Origin of the sequence: Sphingomonas sp. BK036 (genome assembly GCF_004216825.1) — a bacterium.
In the GTDB taxonomy this organism is placed as follows: domain Bacteria; phylum Pseudomonadota; class Alphaproteobacteria; order Sphingomonadales; family Sphingomonadaceae; genus Sphingomonas.
Genome location: NZ_SGXR01000003.1, coordinates 1,003,502 through 1,020,930, shown reverse-complemented (window position 1 = coordinate 1,020,930; position 17,429 = coordinate 1,003,502). Strand labels below are relative to the sequence as shown.

Sequence of the window (17,429 nt, the reverse complement as noted above, 5' to 3'; positions counted from 1 at the left end):
GATTTCAAGGAGCTTAACCCATGTCCTTCTACACTTCGCTTTCCGGTCTCCAGGCATCGCAGTCCGAAATGGCGACGATCTCGCACAATCTGGCGAACGTCTCGACCAACGGCTTCAAGAAGAGCCGCACCGATTTCGCCGACGTGATCGCGTCGAGCGTCACGGTCGCCCCGTCGCAGCAGATCGGGTCGGGCGTCATGGTCAAGGGCAATCGCCAGCAGTTCGGGCAGGGCAACCTGCTCCAGTCGGCGAACGCGCTCGATCTGGCGGTCTCGGGTGACGGCTTCTTCGCGGTCAAGCCCGATCCCAGCTCGGCGACGGTCAACTACACGCGCAACGGCTCGTTCCTGGTCGACGCGAACAACAACGTGACCGACGCGAACGGCAACTTCCTCCAGGTCTATCCGGTCGACGGCTCGGGCAACCTCGTCCAGGCGAGCATGGGCTCGCTGAAGAACCTCACGCTCCCCGCGACCAGCGGCACCGTCAAGGCGACACAGGACGTCACGCTCGGCGTCAACCTGAACGCGCAGACTGCGGTGCCGGCCAAGACGCCGTTCGATCGCTTCGACGTGTCGTCCTACAACCAGGCGACGACCACGTCCGTCTTCGATGCCGAGGGCAACCCGATGACGATGACGAGCTATTATGTGCGCGACACCGCGTCGACCCCGACCACCGCCGGCGCCGCCGCCGACCTGACCGCGACCTGGTCGGTCTACAGCTATGTCGGCGAGCAGAAGATGACCGTGGGCGGCGGCACTGCGGGTGGCAGCGACAATGTGACGCTGCAGTTCGACAACAAGGGCAAGCTGACCGGCCCCGCGACCAAGACCACGTTCGACGCGTTCACCACGGCCGGCGGATCGGCGCAGTCGATCAGCCTCGACCTGACCGCAAGCACGCAGACCGCCGCGCCCTTCAAGGTCGCCAAGCAGACCCAGGACGGCCTCGCGGTCGGCCAGTTGCAGGGCGTGACCGTCGACGATGCGGGTGTCGTCAAGGCGAGCTTCTCGAACGGCGACGTCCGGGCGCTGGGCCAGGTGGCGCTGGTCAACTTCTCGAACCCGTCGGGTCTGCGCCAGATCGGCGACAGCGGCTGGGCGTCGACCGGCGTATCGGGCGTCCCGGTCGCGGGATCCGCGGGGCAGAAGGGCCTTGGCAACCTGACGTCGGGGATGATCGAGCGGTCCAACGTCGACATCACCGAGGAGCTGGTCAGCCTGATCGCGGCACAGCGCAACTTCCAGGCGAACTCGAAGGCGCTCGATACTGCGAGCCAGATTTCGCAGACCATCTTCAACATCCGCAGCTGATCGACAGCAAGGCGGGGGGAACCTGAATGGACAAGCTGGTCTACACCGCGGCGACGGGCCTGCGCGCGCACATGGCGGCGCAGGCGGCGATCGCCAACAACATGGCGAACGCGTCGACGACCGGGTTCCGCGCCGATCGCGTGGTGTTCGACCGGCTGAACCTGAAGGGCGACGGCACCACGATCGAGGCGCGCGCGCCGACCGGCGAAGAGGTGACGGATGCCGATCGCGCACCCGGCGCGATCCAGCTGACCGGGCGTCCGCTCGACGTCGCGATCACAGGGACGACCGCGTGGCTCGCGGTGCAGGCGTCGGACGGGTCGGAGGCCTATACCCGCCGCGGCGACCTGGAGGTCGCGCCGTCGGGCGTGCTCCAGACCGGCGACGGGCATCCGGTGATCGGCTCGGGGGGGCCGATCACCTTGCCGCCCTACCAGTCGCTGACGATCGCCGGCGACGGGACGATCTCGATCATCCCGCAGGGCGGCGACGCGCAGAACCCGCAGGTGATCGACAAGCTCAAGCTCGCCGACACCAAGGGCTCGGACACGGTCAAGGGGCTCGACAATCTGCTGCGCGTCCGCGGTGGCGGGACTCTGCCCGAGGATCTCGACGCGAAGGTCCAGGGCGGCGCGATCGAAGGATCGAACGTCAACATGACTCAGGCGCTGGTCGACATGATCGAGAACCAGCGCAGCTACGAAGTCCAGGCGAACATGATGAAATCCGCCAAGGACATGGATGAAAGCGGTGCATCGCTGATGCGCCTGCCGAGCTAGAAGGAACGGAACGATGTCATCCGCCGCCATGCATATCGCGCGCACCGGGCTCGATGCCCAGGACATGCGCATGCGAGTCATCTCGAACAACCTCGCCAACGTGAACACCACGGGCTTCAAGAAGGACCGTGCGGCGTTCGAGACGCTGGCCTACCAGACCGTCACGACGCCGGGCGCGCAGAGCACGTCCGAGACCAAATACGCGACCGGGCTCAACCTCGGCACCGGCGTGAAGATCCAGGGCACGGCGCGGATCGATACGCAGGGCGCGATGCAGACGACCGGCAACAGCCTCGATCTCGCGCTCGACGGCGACGGCTATTTCCAGGTGCAGATGCCCGGCGGCACGCTCGGCTATACGCGTGCGGGCAATTTCTCGCGCTCGGCCGAAGGCCTGCTCGTCACCAGCGAAGGCTATCAGCTGCAACCCGGGATCACCGTGCCCGAGGGCACGACCGCGATCACGATCGGCTCCGACGGTACCGTGTCCGCGACCATCCCCGGGCAGACCGAGGCGTCGCAGATCGGTCAGATCCAAGTCGCGAACTTCCCCAACGGCGCAGGGCTTCAGGCGACCGGCGACAATTACCTGGTCGAGACCGCGGCGAGCGGCGCGGCCAATGTCGGCGTTGCAGGGCAGGACGGCCGCGGCAACATCAAGCAGGGCATGCTCGAGGCGTCGAACGTCAACGTTGTCGAGGAACTCGTCGACATGATCGAGACGCAGCGCGCCTATGAGGTCAATTCGAAGATGATCTCGGCGACCGACGACATGCTCAAATACATCAACCAGAACGTCTGATCCGCACCATGGCATCTGAGGCATCCATTTCCTTGCGCGTCGGCCTGTCGCGGATCGGCGATCACTGGATCGAGATCGCGCTGGCCACCGTCGCCGGTGCGCTCGTCGCCGCCGGGCTCACCCCGTCGCCGGCCGACGCGAGCATCTTCGGCAAGAAGGCACCGGCCGAGGATTTCTCGGTCGCGCGGCCCTTGCCGATCCAGCCGGTGCCGGTCGTCGCGACGGGCTCGATCTTCCAGGCGCAGGACGGCTATGCAGCGCTCTATGAAGGCTGGCGCGCGCGCAAAGTCGGCGATCCGCTGACGATCGTTCTGGTCGAGCGGACCGCCGCGTCGAAATCGTCGGGCTCGAAGCTCGACAGTAACGGCTCGGGCAGCATCACGCCGCCGACCACCGGCGCGCTCAACCTGTTCAGCAAGACCGACGCGACGCTCAGCGGCGGCCGCACCTTCAACGGTACCGGCGCCGCCGACCAGGCGAACTCGCTGTCGGGCGAAGTCAGCGTGACGGTCGCCGCGGTCTATCCCAACGGCACGATGCTCGTGCAGGGGCAGAAGCGCGTGACGCTCAACCGCGGCGACGAGTTCCTGAAGATCAAGGGGCTGGTCCGCACCGCCGATGTCGACCGCGACAACCGCGTGCTGTCGACTCGCGTGGCCGATGCGCAGATCTCGTACACCGGCAAGGGCGACGTCGCCCGCGCCGGCCGCCAGGGGTGGCTCGGCCGCTTCTTCTCCGTCGTCAGCCCGTTCTAAGGCCGTGACCATGCGCTTCCTGCTCGCCCTTCTCGCATCGCTGCTGATCGCCGCGCCGGCGTCCGCCGACCGGATAAAGGATCTAGGCGGGTTCCAGGGTATCCGGTCGAACCAGCTGACCGGCTACGGCATCGTCGTCGGCCTGCCCGGCACCGGCGACGACAATCTCGAATATACCGTCCAGTCGCTGAAGGCCGTGGCGTCGCGCTTCGGCCTGCAGCTTCCCGCGGCCGCGAACCCCGGTATGAAGAACGCGGCGGTCGTGATGATCACCGCCGAACTGCCGCCCTTCGCCAAGCCCGGCCAGCGGCTCGACATCACCGTCGCATCGATGGGCAAGGCCAAGAGCTTGCGCGGCGGCAGCCTGATCATGACTCCGCTGCTGGGGGCCGACAACCAAATCTACGCGATGGCGCAGGGCAATCTGGCGGTCGGCGGGCTCGGTGCCGAAGGCGCGGACGGCTCCAAGATCGTCGTCAACGTCCCCTCGACCGGGCGCATCCCCGAGGGCGCCACCGTCGAGCGCGCGGTCGCTACCGGGTTCGACAGCGCGCCGACGCTCACCTTCAACCTCGCGCGCGCCGACTTCACGACCGCGCAGAACGTCGCGGGTGCGATCAATTCGAAATTGGGCTTCGGCAGCGCGCAGGCGATCGACGCAGTCTCGGTCGCGGTGCGCGCGCCGATCGGTGCCGACGTCCGCGCGACGCTGATGTCAACGATTGAGAATCTCGACGTCGTCTCCGCCGAGCCCTCCGCCAAGGTCATCGTCAACGCCCGCACCGGCACGGTCGTCATCAACTCGGCGGTCCGCGTGGGCCCCGCGGCGATCACGCACGGCAAGATGACGGTGCGGATCGACGAGAAGCCGCAGGTCAGCCAGCCCGCACCGTTCAGCGGCGGCCAGACCGTCGTCACGCCCAACAGCGCGGTCGCGGTCGAGGAGGAGCGTCGCCCGATGTTCCTGCTGGCGCCCGGCCCCAAGCTCGCCGACATCGTCAAGGCGGTCAACGCGATCGGCGCCTCGCCCGCCGACCTGGTCGCGATCCTCGAGGCGCTGAAGGAAGCCGGTGCGCTCAAGGCCGAGTTGATCGTCCTGTGAGCTCGATCTCGGCACCCGCAGCCACGACGGGCATCTCGACCGATACGAGCCGCCTCAAGTCGAAGGACAATCTCGACAAGGCGGGCAAGCAGTTCGAGGCGGTCTTCACCGGCATGATGCTGAAAAGCATGCGCCAAGCCAAACTGAGCGACCCGCTGTTCGATTCGAAGGCGATCGACACCTTCACCGACATGCAGGACGCGCAGATCTCCCAGTCGATGGCCGAGCACACGCCGCTCGGCATCGGCAAGGCGATGACCGATTTTCTCAGCAAATCTCAATCGGATATTAACCCGGCGGCGACAGACCCGTCGCCATGAGCGATCTCCTCTCGATCGGCGCGTCGGGCGTCCGCGCGTATCAGACCGCGTTGTCCACGGTGTCGGAGAACATCGCGAACACCGGTACCGCGGGCTATACCCGGCGGACGACCACGCTGGGCGAGGTCGGTTCGATCAGTGGCGGGGTCAGCGCGCGGAGCGTATCGACCGGCAGCGGCGTCGCGGTCAGTGGGATTGCACGGAACGCCGACGCCTATCGCGCGCAGGCGGTGCGCAGCGCCGGCACCGATCTGGCCAAGACCGAGACCAGCGTCACCTGGATGAGCCGGATCGAATCATCGCTCGGCGACAACAAGCTGGGCGACCGGCTGACCAGTTTCTTCGGCGCGGCGCAGGCGCTGTCTGCCGACCCGACCTCCGTCCCGGCGCGCGCCGCCATGCTCGAATCGGCAAGCACCGCCGCGGCGGCCTTTACCGCGACGGGCAAGGCGCTCGATGCCGCCGCGAACGAGCTCGATGCGTCGGCGGCGCAGGGCGCACAGTCGCTCAACGCGCTCGGCACCGCGCTTGCCAAGATCAACGACGGCCTCGCCCGCACGCAGCCCGGCTCGTCGAGCGCGGCGCAGCTGGCAGACCAGCGCGACCAGGTGCTCGAGCAGATGAGCACGCTCACCGACGTCAATACCGCGTTCGACGATCTCGGGCGCGCGACCGTGCGTCTCGGCGGCGCGTCGGGGGCGGTGTTCGTCGTCGGCACGGACAGCGGGCAGGTCTCGTTCGCGCGCAACGACGACGGCGCGGTGCAGTTTGCGGTGACGCGCGGCGGCGAGGCATCGGTGCTCTCGCCATCGGGTGGCACGCTCGCCGGGTTCGCCGACGGTGCGCAGCGCATCGCGTCGGCGCGCGCAGGGCTGAACACGATCGCCAGCGATTTCACCGCGCAGGTCAACGCGGTGCAGATGCAGGGGCGGGATCTCGACGGCAAGGCCGGGACCGCGCTGTTCGCGACCGGGGAAACGGCGACTGACATCTCGGTCGCGCTGACCGATCCGCGCGGTATCGCCGCGGCGGGGGCGACGGGCGGGGTCCGCGATTCGTCGAACCTGTCGGCGTTGCAGGCCGTCCGCGGCAGCGGCGCGTTCGAGACTCGCACGACCAATCTGATTGCCGGGAACGCCGCCGCATTGGAGCAGCGCAAGACCGTCGCCGATGCGCAGAGCGCGATCCGCGACGGTGCCGTCAGCGCGCTGGCGGCCGCGTCGGGTGTCGATCTCGATAGCGAAGCGGTCGATCTGCTGCGGTTCCAGCAGGCCTATCAGGCGTCGAGCCGGGTCATCCAGACCGCGCGCGATACGCTCCAGACCATCCTCGATCTACGGTAACGCCCATGCAGATCGCCACCAGCCTCTTCTATGATCGCAGCGCGAGCAAGCTGGCCTCGCTCGGCAGCAAGGCCGAACTGCTCCAGACGCAGATCTCGAGCACCAAGCGGTTTACCGCGCCGTCGGACGACAGCGTGGCCTATCAGCGGTTGCAGGGGCTCGCGCGCGATACCGCCAACGACAAGACGTACACCACCAATCTCGGCACCGCGGAATCTGTGTTGCAGCAGGGCGATACCAGCCTCACCGCGATGACCGATCAGCTGCAGACCGTGACGACGCTGGTGACGCAGGCCAAGAGCGGCACGCTCAACGCGGCCGACCGCAAGGCGATCGGCGAACAGATTGCGGGGATCGTCTCGTCGTTGACGGCGATCGCCAATGCCAAGGACGCGCGCGGCCAGGCATTGTTCGGTGGCGGCGACGGCGCGGCCGCGGTCGCCACCGACGGCAGCTTCGCGCTGGCCGCCAAGCCGGTCTCGGGAATCCCGATCGGCGATGGCCAGAGCGTGCAGGCGAACGAGACCGCGGCGCGGATCCTGACGGTCGGCGGCAAGACCAAGGCGGATGGCAGCATCGAGGGCGGCACCAACACGCTCGCGATGCTGTCGGCGATCGCGACTGCGTTGCAGTCGGACGATTTCAAGCCAGGGTCGCTCGATACGTCGCTCGCCGACGTGAAGGCGGCATCGGACCAAGTGACGAGCGTTCAGGCGTCGCTCGGTGCGCGCGCGGCGCGAGTCGATCTCGAGACGTCGCGGCTTAAGGATGTCGGCACGGACCGCGAGGCGACCCGGTCGGGGCTCGAGGATACCGATATCACGAACACGGTGATCGAGTTGCAGAAGGCGATGACGATCCTGTCCGCCACGCAGGCGAGCTTCACGAAGCTGTCTGCCCTGTCGCTGTTCGATTACCTGCGCTGAGGCCCTGATCCGCAGAATTTTTTTGCCGTGCGCCACGTCGCGGTAACGGGTTGGCTACGAAATCCGGTTAATTCTCTGGCTACACACCTACCGTCGTCGGCCCAGAGGGATTTTCCAGCACCATGTTTCCGGTCATCGGCATCGTCGTCCTTCTCGTCATGGTGTTCGGTGGGTTCGCGTTCACCGGCGGCGCGCTCGGTCCCGTCCTGGAGGCGATCCCGCACGAAATGCTGATCATCGGCGGCGCCGCCGCGGGCGCGCTGATCATCGGCAATTCTGGCAAGGAGCTCAAAGGGCTCGGCGCCGGTCTCGGCAAGGTCTTCAAGGGCCCGAAATACAAGAAGCAGGATTATCTCGACGTCATCTTCCTCGTCAGCAAGCTGATGAAGATGCTGCGGACGGACGGTCCGATCGCGCTCGAGCCGCATGTCGAGGACCCGCAATCCTCCGCGGTGTTCGCCGACTATCCGAAGCTGCTCAAGGACAAGGCGTTGGTCAACCTGATCGCCGACACGCTGCGCCTCGTCGTGGTGTCGTCGGGTACGCTCGACGTCCACGCGGTCGAGGAAGTCATGGATCACTCGATCAAGACGCATCATCACGAGGAGGAGGCTGCGCACGGCACGCTCGCCAGCCTCGCCGACGCGCTGCCCGCGCTCGGCATCGTCGCGGCGGTGCTCGGCGTCGTGAAGACGATGGGGTCCATCGACAAGCCGCCCTCGATCCTGGGCGCGATGATCGGCTCGGCGCTGGTCGGCACGTTCATGGGCGTGCTGCTCGCTTACGGCATCGTCGCGCCGCTCGCGAACCGGCTGAAGCAGGTGCTCGATGCCGACGCGTCGATCTACGATGTCGTCAAGCAGATCATCATCGCCTCGCTCCACGGCCACCCGCAACCGCTGGTGATCGAGGCTGCGCGGTCGGGCATCGCGCACAAGAACCAGCCGGGCTTCGCCGAAGTCTTTGACGGGCTGCGTGGCAAGTAGGGCGGGCGGCAGATAGCATGGCGCGCGCACCGCACGGCACCAACCAGCCGCCCAAGATCATCGTCAAGAAGATCTATATCGAGGGGCATGGCGGCCATCATGGCGGCGCCTGGAAGGTCGCCTATGCCGATTTTGTGACGGCAATGATGGCGTTCTTCCTGCTGCTCTGGATCGTCGGTGCGACGACCGAGAAGCAGCGCAAGGGCATCGCCGACTATTTCGCGCCGACGATCCTCAACACCCGGTCGCTGGGCATTGGCGGGGGCGGGCTGTTCGGCGGGGAATCGATCCTCGACAAGAGCAGGATCGGGCCGCGCTCGGGGCAGGCGAACCTGCCGCAGATCGCCATCCCCGATGCGGGGCAGGGCGGTCCGGCGACCGGGACCGGCGACAAGGGCTCGCTACGGAACCGCCAGGCGCTCGCCGAGGAGGATCGCAAGAATTTCGAGGCGATGCGCAAGCGCGTGCTGCGCCAGATCACCGCGTCGGCAAACCTGTCGCGGCTGGCCAGCCATGTCCGTTTCGTACCCACGCTCGAGGGGATGCGGATCGATCTGGTCGACGATGCAGATTATTCGATGTTCGCGCTCGGCACCACCGCGCTCGACACGCAGGCGGCGGACCTGATCGGCATGATCGCGACGACGATCAAGGGGATGCAGAACCCGATCATGATCCGCGGCCACACCGACAGCGTGCCTTACGGCGATCCGCGCGCGATGAACAACTGGATGCTGTCGTCGGGGCGCGCCGAGGCGACTCGCCGCCGGCTGCTGTCGGGCGGGACGCCCGAAGCGCGCTTCGAACGCATCGAAGGTGTCGCGGACCGCGAACCGCTGATCGTCAAGAATCCCGAAGATCCGCGAAACCGGCGCGTGGCGATCACCTTGCTCTACCGCCGCGGATTCTTCGGCAAATAAGCCGCACGCCTGTGACCAGAAAAAAGGGCCCGGCGCGTGGCAGCGGCGGGCCCTTTTTCGTGGTCGATACGCGCGCGCTTATTCGGCGGCGGCGGTATCCGTCTTGCGCTTGCGCGGGGTCGGCGCGGGTGCCGGCGCCACGTCGGTCGAGCGTGCGCCGGGCTTGCGACCGAGGCCGATCTTCTTGGCCATCGCGCGGCGGCTCTCGGAATAATTCTCGGCGACCATCGGGTAGTCGGGCTTCAGGCCATAGCGTTCGCGATACTCGGCGGGCGTCATGCCGTGCGTCGCCAGGTGACGCCGCAAGGTCTTGTACGACTTGCCGTCGATCATCGAGATGATGTGATCCTTCGACGCCAGCGACTTTCGCGCCGAAACGGCAGGCGTGTATTCGGTCGCTGCTTCGACCGGCGGTGCTTCCGTGGTAGCGCCCAACAGCGCGGCGACCGTGTCATGCATCTTGCCCAAAAAGGCAGGAACGTCTTCGGCCGAACTGCGCGTATTGGGATTTCCCAACCAAGCAATCGTCAGCTCGGTCGCAAGTTCGACGGCGCTCAGGTCTGTGGTATCTTCGGCCATGATCAACTCCATTTAATCCGGGCGCCGTAACGATTTGCAGGACTGGGTTCAACCACTGGTTTAGCAATTATGCTGTAAATTTTGTAAAATCGTACATGGATTGTCCGGCGCATTGTCAAAAACAGTCGCGCAATTGCTTTAGATCAAAGAAGATATCCCGGATCGATGACTTGGCAGGCCGTTGTGTCGGCCGCGACAAGACGACAACACTAGGCGACGGGCGCGGCAGACCGTATCCCGCGTACACGTCAGTCCAGAAGAGAGAGTTTCATGATCGCATCTCGCCCCAAGGCCATTCTCGCCCGTCTCCTTGTGGGATCGGTCGCGATGGGTGTCGTGGCAGTATCGCCCGCCGCCGCGCAGACGACCAACAACGCGCCCGGTGCAGCGGCCGCGCGGACCGAGGTGCCGAAGGCGCGGCCGTGGATGAATACTGCGATCGGCGCGGACGCCCGCGTCGAGTTGCTGTTGCAGGCGATGACGCTCGACGAGAAGCTGCAGCTGACCTTCGGTTACTTCGCGACCAACGCCGACTGGCTGAAGACGCCGATCAAGAACTGGGTCTATCCGAAGGACGGGCTGCCCGCCTCCGCCGGGATCGTGCCCGGCATTCCGCGGCTCGGCATTCCCAACCAGTGGCAGACCGATGCCGGCGTCGGCGTCGCCAGCCAGCGCGGACCGACGCCGCGCCTGCGTACCTCGCTGCCGTCGGGCATCGCGACCGCGGCGACCTGGAACCCCGAGCTCGCCCAGGCGGGCGGCGCGATGATCGGCCGGGAGGCGTTCCTGTCGGGCTTCAACGTGCAGCTTGCCGGCGGGATGAACCTGACGCGCGAACCGCGCAACGGGCGCAATTTCGAATATGGCGGCGAGGATCCGTTGCTGGCCGGAATCATCACCGGGCACGAGATCAAGGGGATCCAATCGCAGCACGTCGTGTCGACGATGAAGCATTACGCGTTCAACGGGCAGGAGACGAACCGCAACAACATCGATCACAAGATCGGCGAACAGGCCGCGCGCCAGTCCGATCTGCTCGCATTCGAGATCGCCAACGAAGTCGGCCAGCCCGGATCGGTGATGTGTTCGTACAACCGCGTGAACGGCCATTATGCGTGCGAGAATGACTGGCTACTCAACACAGTCTTGAAGCGCGACTGGGGCTTCAAAGGCTATGTCATGTCCGATTGGGGCGCGACGCATTCGACCAGCGAGGCGGCCAATGCCGGGCTCGACCAGCAATCGGGCTGGGCGTTCGATCGCTCGGCATACTTTGCGGATGCACTGCGCGAGGCGGTCAACAACGGCCATGTCAGCGAGGCGCGCGCGACCGACATGGCGCGGCGCGTGCTGTGGGGCATGGTCTCGGTCGGCGCGTTCGATACCGTTGTGACCGGCGACCAGGCGACCAAGATCGACTATGCGGCGCACGCCGCCGTCACACGCGCCGATGCCGAGGAGGGCATCGTCCTGCTCAAGACCACCGCCGGACTGTTGCCGATTGCCAAGACCGCCAAGTCGATCCTGCTGATCGGCGCGCATGCCGATGTCGGCGTGCTGTCGGGCGGCGGCTCGAGCCAGGTCTATTCGCACAACGCGCCGACCAATGGCCTGGTCGTGCCCGACGCCTTCCCGAGCGGTTTTCCGGGGCCCAAGACCTATCACGCCTCCTCGCCGATGAAGGCGTTGCAGGCGCGGACCGGCGCGAGCGTGACCTATCTCGACGGCAAGGACGTGAAGGCCGCAGCAGCAGCGGCGCGCAAGGCAGACGTCGTCGTCGTGTTCGGCGAGCAGTGGACCGGCGAGTCGATCGACGTGCCCGATCTCAACCTGCCCGATGGCCAGAACGCGCTGATCGATGCGGTCGCGCGCGCGAACAAGAAGACCGTCGTGGTCCTCGAAACCGGCGGCCCGGTGGTCATGCCGTGGCTCGGCAAGGTCGGCGCGGTGCTGGAGGCGTGGTATCCCGGCACGGCAGGCGGCGAGGCGATCGCGCGCGTGCTGACCGGCGAGGTCAATCCGTCGGGGCATCTGCCCGCCACCTTCCCCGCATCGCTCGCGCAGACGCCGCGGCCGGTGCTGGAGGGCGATCCCAAGCTCGACCGCGATTCGCACCCGATGGGAAATTACGACATCGAGGGTGCGGCGGTCGGCTATAAATGGTTCGACAAGACCGGCGCCAAGCCGCTGTTCCCGTTCGGCTACGGGCTCTCCTACACGAGCTTCGCGATGAGCGGGCTGACCGCCGCGGCGGACGGGAAGGGGATCAAGGCCGGGTTCGCGGTCAAGAACACCGGCGCCGTGCAGGGCAAGGCGGTCGCGCAGGTCTATGTGTCGGGCGCGGGCTGGGAAGCGCCGAAGCGACTGGGCGCGTTCCGCAAGGTCGATCTCGCACCGGGCACGGAGCAGACCGTATCGGTCACGATCGACCCGCGCCTGCTCGCGACGTTCGACGTGGCGAGCGGCGGGTGGCGTATCGCAGCCGGCGAATACAGCGTGATGCTGGCGACGTCGGCGGCGGATGTCGTGCAGACGGTCAAGGTGCAGATCGCCGCCCAGACGCTGGATCGCACCGGCAAGTGACCCACTCATCCTCCCCCGCCAGGGGGAGGTGGCTGGCTCTTGCCAGACGGAGGGGGAGGGAAGGGCAACCGACGTTGCGTGTCCTCCCCCTCCGTCAGCTTCGGTGCCACCTCCCCCTGGCGGGGAAGGATTGGCGAGATTAGCCCCGCGTCTTCAACGCCGCGATCCGCTCGTCCACGCGGCGTTCTAGGATCGTGAGCGGCATCGCGCCTTCCTTGAGGATGTCGTGGAACTGCTTGAGGTCGAACCGGTCGCCGAGCGCAGCCTTCGCCTTCACCCGCGCGCGCGTCCACGCCATATGGCCGACCTTGTAGCTGCAGGCCTGCCCGGCCTGCGTGCAATAGCGCTCCACCTCACGCTGCGTCCGCGGCCGTGCGAAGCCGGTCGTCGCGACCATATAGTCGGTCGCCTTCTCGCGGCTCCACCGCTTGGCATGGATGCCGGTATCGACCACCAGCCGAGTCGCGCGGAACAGGAAGGACTGGAGATAGCCTGCGCGTTCCAGCGGCGACGCATAGGCGCCCAGTTCGTCCGCCAGCTGCTCCGCATACAGCGCCCAGCCTTCCGAATAGGCCGAGAAGAAGCCGATCTTGCGCAGCGTCGGAATGTCCTTCGATTCCTGCGCCAGGCTGATCTGCAGGTGATGCCCGGGGACGCCCTCGTGATAGGTGAGCGACGGCAGCGTGTATTTCGGCCAGTCGCCGACGTCCTTCAGATTGACGAAGTAGATCGCCGGGCGGCTGCCATCGAGCGAGGCGCGGTTGTAATAGCCGTTGGCGGCGCCGTCCTCGATCTCGACGGGCACCGCACGAATCTCGAGCGGCTGCGTGGGTACTTGCGAAAACGCCTGGGGCAGCTTGGCGTACATCGACTTGATGCCGTCGTTCAGCCCGCCGATCAGCTCGGTCCGACCCGCCGCGGTGTTCGCATAGAGCTGATCGGGCATGACGTTCAGCTTGGCGAGCCGCTCGCCGACGGTGCCGGTCGTATAGCCTTGCGACTTGAGGATCGCATCGAGCTGCGCGGTGATCTCGGCGACCTGCGCAAGACCGATGCGGTGGACCTCGTCGGGGCTCATCGTCGTCGTCGTCGCCTGGTTCAGCGCCATCGCATAGATTGCGTCGCCGTTCGGCACGCGCCAGATGCCGTCGCCGGGCTTGGTCGTCGGCTTCAGCTTCTCCATCAGCGCGATCTGGCGATCGAGCGCGGGATAGACCTTCTGGTCGACGATCGCCGTCGCGCGCGCCTGCCAGTCGCCGGTGAGGCCCTTGGCGGCGGCACGCTTGACGAGCGACTGGACGATGCTCGACGTCGCCGCCGGCTGGCTGCGCAGCTTGCGCATCTGGCCGAGCGTCAGGTCGAGCGACCAGCCCGGTGCGAGCAGGCCACGCGCGGCGTCGGCCTGCTGCATCGCGCTTTCCTGGTCGAGCACGGTGCCGAACTGGTCGAGCCGCGCCAAATACGCCTCGGCATCGGGCGTCGCGGTGATCGTGTGCGCGGTGTTGAGAAAGTCGGGGGTCTGGAAATAGGCGCCGCCCTGCTGGAAGATCCGATAGGGGCGGATCGGGCTGTCCATGCCGAATTTTTCGGGCGCGGCGATCTGCGTGGTCAGCGAATAGCGCACCACTTCGAGGTTCAGCCTGGCCGCCGGCGAGAGGCCGGCGCCGTCGTAGCGCGCGAGCGTCGCCAGCGCCGTCTTGGTCTCCGCGACGTCACGCGCGCGCCGGTCGGGCGTGCGCGGCGACAACTGGCTCTTCAGGCGCGCGAGCGGTCCCTTGTCGAGCCCCAGCGAGGTCGCGAGCTCGGGCGACCGTGCCACGCTGGCCTGGAAGATCCGTTCGAAGTCGGCGTTGAGCGCGGTGTCGCCGCTGCCTTGCGCGAACGCGGAAGAGGGCAGGAAACTGGTGGCAAGCGCGGCAACGCCGCCCGATGCGAGGAACTGGCGACGATCCATAACGAACTCTCTCCCGTGAACTTGTCACGCATCTAAGCCGATCGATGCGCGCGCCGCCAGAGCCGGGGCAAAGGCAAATTTCGTGCGCCGCATCGTCGGAGCCGGCGTTCCGCCGGAACCAGAGCGGTTATCATCGGTTAGACTTGAGAGCCCGGCGGCGTCCCTACCCCCCGAGGGACCCGCCGGGTTTCGTATGCGTAGTCGAGGTCGAAGTGCAGAACGAAACAGCAAAACGTGACGTCGGCGCCCGCTTGCAGGATGTCGGCGAAACGTTGCGCTCATCCTGGCAGACGCCGACGGACACGATGATCACCGACGATATCCCGACGCTGCTGACGCATTTGTCGCGCGTGCCGAGGGTTCGCCGCAACGCCAAATAGGCGGTGCCCGGATCGCCTGTGCGTCCGGGCATGTCGCCGCCCTAGCGGGCCTGCGCGTCCTTCTTCGCCGCGTCGTTCTTCATCGCCTCGATCAGCTTCTTGACCTCCTGGCTGCGGCCGCGCGGCATGATCAGCACGTCGTTGCCGCTTGCCACGACGATCAGATCCTCGACCCCGACCAGCGAGACTCGGATCCCGTCGCTCCGGACGAAGCACTGTCGCGTATCGATCGCGAGCACATTGCCGTCGCCTTCGCTGCGATGCGCGTTGCCGGCCTCGTCGCGTGCGCTGATCGCGTGCAGCGCGTCCCAGCTGCCGACGTCGTTCCAGCCCATCGCGACGGGTACGACCGCGACTCGCTCGGCCTTTTCTATGACGGCATAATCGATCGACGCGTCGGGCGACGTGGCGAACGCCGCCGCATCGGGATAGATCCGCGTGCCCTCGGTGCGCGCCTTGTCCATCGCCTCGCGAGTCGCGATCAGGATGCCCGGATCGAACTGCGCGAGCGCTTCCAGATACGCATCCGCCTGGAACAGGAACATGCCGCCGTTCCAGACATGGTCGCCACTGGCGAGCATCGACTCCGCCTTGTCGAGCGGCGGCTTTTCGACGAACCGCGCGACGCGGTGGACGCCGGGCTGGAGCGCGTCGCCGATCTGGATCCAGCCATAGCCGATCTCGGGCGAATCGGGCGCGATCCCGAACGTGACCAGCCAGCCCTGCGACACCAGCGGCATCGCCGCCTCGATCGCGGCATGAAAGGCGGGGACGTCGTCGATCACATGGTCAGACGGCATCACCAGCAGCGCGTCGCCGCCGCCGCCCGCGGCAATCGCGGCCAGCGCGATCGCGGGCGCGGTGTTGCGGCCCGCGGGCTCGAGAATGAGCGCCTGGGGGATCGCGCCCGCATCGGCGAGCTGTTGCTCGACCAGATCCGCATGCCGCGCATTCGCCACGACGATCGGCGCGGCAAAGCGTTCGCCCTGCGTGCGGCCCGCGGTCAGTTGCAGCATCGTCTCGTTTGCCGTCAGTGCCAGCATCTGCTTGGGCATCTCTGGCCGCGACATCGGCCATAGCCGCGTGCCGGAACCACCTGAAAGTATAACGGGAACGATGGTACGTGCGGTCATGAAGCCTCCTGCCACGGTCGCGCTATAGTGCCCGAGCCAGGATCGCAATCGTCGAGGGCCCCAACCGGTTGCGCGCTCTTCAGGCTTTTTTGGGGAATTGCTGCCAGACGTTCGTTAGCGTCGGTAGATTTTACAGTATGGCGTCGGGAAAAGCGGACGATGATACGGCTCTTCAAGCACTATGTGCCTCATGTGGTCCTGATGCTCGGTCTTGTCGATCTGGTGCTGCTCGTCACGTCTGCAGAGATTGGCTGGGTCGTCCGCGCGCACCAGATCGGCATGACCGTCGAACCGATCCAGACGCGGATCGCGCAGCTGATCACGTTCGCGATCGCCCTGCAGGTGTCGCTGGTGGCAGTCGGGGCGTATGGCGTGGCCTCGTTCCTGTCGCTGCGCTTTGCCGCGGCGCGGCTCGCGGTCGCGCTGTCGATCGGCGTGATGGTGCTCTCGCTGATCTTCTTCCTGGTGCCGCCGCTCGCTTTGTGGCGCTCGAACCTTCTCTACTCGACCGTCATCGCGACCGTGTTGCTGGTGTCGGTGCGCGCGCTGCTCGGCAAGACGCTGGGCGGCGAGACGTTCAAGCGGCGGATCGTCGTGCTGGGCGCGGGCGTGCGCGCGTCGCGGATCCAGGCGCTGTCCGAACAGCCCGGCGTCAACTTCGTCGTCGCCGAATTCGTCCTGATGGGCGAGGCCGAGCCGGTCGTGCAGGGGGCGGTGCCGCGCGGCGCCATTCCCAACCTGGCGGCCTATATCGTCGACCAGAATGCGAGCGAGGTCGTGCTCGCGCTCGACGAACGCCGCAACGCGCTGCCGATGAAGGATCTGCTGCGAGTCCGTACCACCGGCGTGCAGGTGAGCGAGATATCGAGTTTCCTCGAGCGCGAGACGGGGCGGATCGACCTCAAGAGCGTCAATCCGTCCTGGCTGATCTTCTCCGACGGGTTCGCCTCGAGCCGGATGCTGTCGAGCGTGTTCAAGCGCGCGTTCGACATCATCGCCAGCGGGTTGCTGCTGGCGCTCACGCTGCCGATCATCCTGGTCACCGCGATTGCGATCAAGCTCGAGTCGAAGGGGCCGGCCTTCTACCGCCAGCGCCGGGTCGGGCTGTACAGCGAGGGGTTCGATATCCTCAAGCTGCGCTCGATGCGGCAGGACGCTGAGGTGTCGGGCAAGGCGGTGTGGGCCGCGGAGGACGATCCCCGGATCACGCGGATCGGTCGGTTCATCCGGAAAGTCCGGATCGACGAACTGCCGCAGACCTGGACCGTGCTGAAGGGCGAGATGAGCTTTGTCGGCCCGCGCCCCGAACGGCCGCAATTCGTCGAGCAGCTCGAGGAGCATCTGCCCTTCTATGCCGAGCGGCACACGGTGAAGCCCGGCATCACCGGCTGGGCGCAGATCAACTATCCCTACGGCGCGTCGATCGAGGATGCGCGGCACAAGCTGGAATACGACCTGTATTATGCGAAGAACTACTCGCCGTTCCTCGACCTGCTGATCCTGTTGCAGACGTTGCGCGTCGTGCTCTGGCCGACCGGCGCGCGATGAGCG

General features: G+C 66.5%; 16 protein-coding genes. 13 read left to right on the top strand and 3 right to left on the bottom strand.

Annotated features, from left to right (window positions below; translation table 11 throughout):
* Positions 1-20 precede the first annotated feature (20 nt).
* The 10 genes from EV283_RS04760 (at position 21) to EV283_RS04715 (ending at position 9,249) form a co-directional block, all read left to right on the top strand.
* Positions 21-1,316, top strand: coding sequence for a flagellar hook protein FlgE (locus EV283_RS04760; RefSeq protein WP_130323059.1), 1,296 nt, complete (start codon positions 21-23; stop codon positions 1,314-1,316).
* Positions 1,317-1,342: 26 nt separating this feature from the next.
* The gene (flgF, locus tag EV283_RS04755) at positions 1,343-2,095 is read left to right on the top strand and encodes a flagellar basal-body rod protein FlgF (protein WP_056412381.1); all 753 of its coding nucleotides are present in this window, start codon (positions 1,343-1,345) and stop codon (positions 2,093-2,095) included.
* A gap of 13 nt (positions 2,096-2,108) precedes the next feature.
* Positions 2,109-2,897 carry a flagellar basal-body rod protein FlgG gene (flgG, locus tag EV283_RS04750; RefSeq protein WP_130323057.1) on the top strand — a complete coding sequence of 263 codons (789 nt, stop codon included), beginning with the start codon at positions 2,109-2,111 and terminating at the stop codon, positions 2,895-2,897.
* 8 nt (positions 2,898-2,905) lie between these two features.
* A complete protein-coding gene (locus tag EV283_RS04745; protein WP_130323055.1) occupies positions 2,906-3,652 on the top strand; it encodes a flagellar basal body L-ring protein FlgH in 747 nt (248 codons plus the stop codon).
* 10 nt (positions 3,653-3,662) lie between these two features.
* Positions 3,663-4,754, top strand: coding sequence for a flagellar basal body P-ring protein FlgI (locus tag EV283_RS04740; protein ID WP_056412373.1), 1,092 nt, complete (start codon positions 3,663-3,665; stop codon positions 4,752-4,754).
* Entirely contained in the window at positions 4,751-5,074 is a 324-nt protein-coding gene (locus EV283_RS04735) for a rod-binding protein (protein WP_130323053.1), read from the top strand. The genes EV283_RS04740 and EV283_RS04735 overlap by 4 nt, the downstream gene beginning before the upstream one ends.
* A complete protein-coding gene (gene flgK / locus EV283_RS04730) occupies positions 5,071-6,417 on the top strand; it encodes a flagellar hook-associated protein FlgK (protein ID WP_130323051.1) in 1,347 nt (448 codons plus the stop codon). Before EV283_RS04735 ends, flgK begins: the two co-directional genes overlap by 4 nt.
* 5 nt (positions 6,418-6,422) lie before the next feature.
* Positions 6,423-7,343, top strand: coding sequence for a flagellin (locus EV283_RS04725; RefSeq protein WP_130323049.1), 921 nt, complete (start codon positions 6,423-6,425; stop codon positions 7,341-7,343).
* A 122-nt stretch (positions 7,344-7,465) separates the two neighbouring features.
* Positions 7,466-8,329: a flagellar motor stator protein MotA gene (motA, locus tag EV283_RS04720; protein WP_130323047.1), complete on the top strand. Its 864-nt coding sequence runs from the start codon at positions 7,466-7,468 to the stop codon at positions 8,327-8,329.
* A 17-nt stretch (positions 8,330-8,346) separates the two neighbouring features.
* Positions 8,347-9,249, top strand: coding sequence for a flagellar motor protein MotB (locus EV283_RS04715; protein ID WP_130323045.1), 903 nt, complete (start codon positions 8,347-8,349; stop codon positions 9,247-9,249).
* Between the two features lie 78 nt (positions 9,250-9,327).
* Here the strand turns inward: EV283_RS04715 and EV283_RS04710 are convergent, their stop codons facing one another.
* Positions 9,328-9,828 carry a MucR family transcriptional regulator gene (locus EV283_RS04710; RefSeq protein WP_130323043.1) on the bottom strand — a complete coding sequence of 167 codons (501 nt, stop codon included), beginning with the start codon at positions 9,826-9,828 and terminating at the stop codon, positions 9,328-9,330.
* Between the two features lie 270 nt (positions 9,829-10,098).
* Between EV283_RS04710 and EV283_RS04705 the strand changes: the two genes are divergently transcribed.
* Positions 10,099-12,411, top strand: coding sequence for a glycoside hydrolase family 3 C-terminal domain-containing protein (locus EV283_RS04705; protein WP_130323041.1), 2,313 nt, complete (start codon positions 10,099-10,101; stop codon positions 12,409-12,411).
* A 139-nt stretch (positions 12,412-12,550) separates the two neighbouring features.
* Here the strand turns inward: EV283_RS04705 and EV283_RS04700 are convergent, their stop codons facing one another.
* Positions 12,551-14,365, bottom strand: a complete 1,815-nt coding sequence (locus tag EV283_RS04700; protein ID WP_130323039.1) for a DUF885 family protein — start codon at positions 14,363-14,365, stop codon at positions 12,551-12,553.
* A 212-nt stretch (positions 14,366-14,577) separates the two neighbouring features.
* On the opposite strand from EV283_RS04700, the gene EV283_RS19050 reads away from it, so the two are divergent.
* Positions 14,578-14,745 carry a hypothetical protein gene (locus EV283_RS19050; protein WP_165391656.1) on the top strand — a complete coding sequence of 56 codons (168 nt, stop codon included), beginning with the start codon at positions 14,578-14,580 and terminating at the stop codon, positions 14,743-14,745.
* 41 nt (positions 14,746-14,786) lie between these two features.
* On the opposite strand, the gene EV283_RS04695 is transcribed toward EV283_RS19050, so the two are convergent.
* Positions 14,787-15,878: a mannose-1-phosphate guanylyltransferase/mannose-6-phosphate isomerase gene (locus EV283_RS04695; protein ID WP_130323037.1), complete on the bottom strand. Its 1,092-nt coding sequence runs from the start codon at positions 15,876-15,878 to the stop codon at positions 14,787-14,789.
* A gap of 159 nt (positions 15,879-16,037) precedes the next feature.
* Between EV283_RS04695 and EV283_RS04690 the strand changes: the two genes are divergently transcribed.
* Positions 16,038-17,426: a TIGR03013 family XrtA/PEP-CTERM system glycosyltransferase gene (locus EV283_RS04690; RefSeq protein ID WP_130323035.1), complete on the top strand. Its 1,389-nt coding sequence runs from the start codon at positions 16,038-16,040 to the stop codon at positions 17,424-17,426.
* The last annotated feature ends 3 nt before the right edge of the window (positions 17,427-17,429 follow it).

Coding starts and splice junctions, on each gene's coding strand:
- EV283_RS04760 (WP_130323059.1), top strand. CDS start 21: ATGTCCTTCTACACTTCGCTTTCCGGTCTCCAGGCATCGCAGTCCGAA.
- flgF (WP_056412381.1), top strand. CDS start 1,343: ATGGACAAGCTGGTCTACACCGCGGCGACGGGCCTGCGCGCGCACATG.
- flgG (WP_130323057.1), top strand. CDS start 2,109: ATGTCATCCGCCGCCATGCATATCGCGCGCACCGGGCTCGATGCCCAG.
- EV283_RS04745 (WP_130323055.1), top strand. CDS start 2,906: ATGGCATCTGAGGCATCCATTTCCTTGCGCGTCGGCCTGTCGCGGATC.
- EV283_RS04740 (WP_056412373.1), top strand. CDS start 3,663: ATGCGCTTCCTGCTCGCCCTTCTCGCATCGCTGCTGATCGCCGCGCCG.
- flgK (WP_130323051.1), top strand. CDS start 5,071: ATGAGCGATCTCCTCTCGATCGGCGCGTCGGGCGTCCGCGCGTATCAG.
- EV283_RS04725 (WP_130323049.1), top strand. CDS start 6,423: ATGCAGATCGCCACCAGCCTCTTCTATGATCGCAGCGCGAGCAAGCTG.
- motA (WP_130323047.1), top strand. CDS start 7,466: ATGTTTCCGGTCATCGGCATCGTCGTCCTTCTCGTCATGGTGTTCGGT.
- EV283_RS04715 (WP_130323045.1), top strand. CDS start 8,347: ATGGCGCGCGCACCGCACGGCACCAACCAGCCGCCCAAGATCATCGTC.
- EV283_RS04710 (WP_130323043.1), bottom strand. CDS start 9,828: ATGGCCGAAGATACCACAGACCTGAGCGCCGTCGAACTTGCGACCGAG.
- EV283_RS04705 (WP_130323041.1), top strand. CDS start 10,099: ATGATCGCATCTCGCCCCAAGGCCATTCTCGCCCGTCTCCTTGTGGGA.
- EV283_RS04700 (WP_130323039.1), bottom strand. CDS start 14,365: ATGGATCGTCGCCAGTTCCTCGCATCGGGCGGCGTTGCCGCGCTTGCC.
- EV283_RS04695 (WP_130323037.1), bottom strand. CDS start 15,878: ATGACCGCACGTACCATCGTTCCCGTTATACTTTCAGGTGGTTCCGGC.
- EV283_RS04690 (WP_130323035.1), top strand. CDS start 16,038: ATGATACGGCTCTTCAAGCACTATGTGCCTCATGTGGTCCTGATGCTC.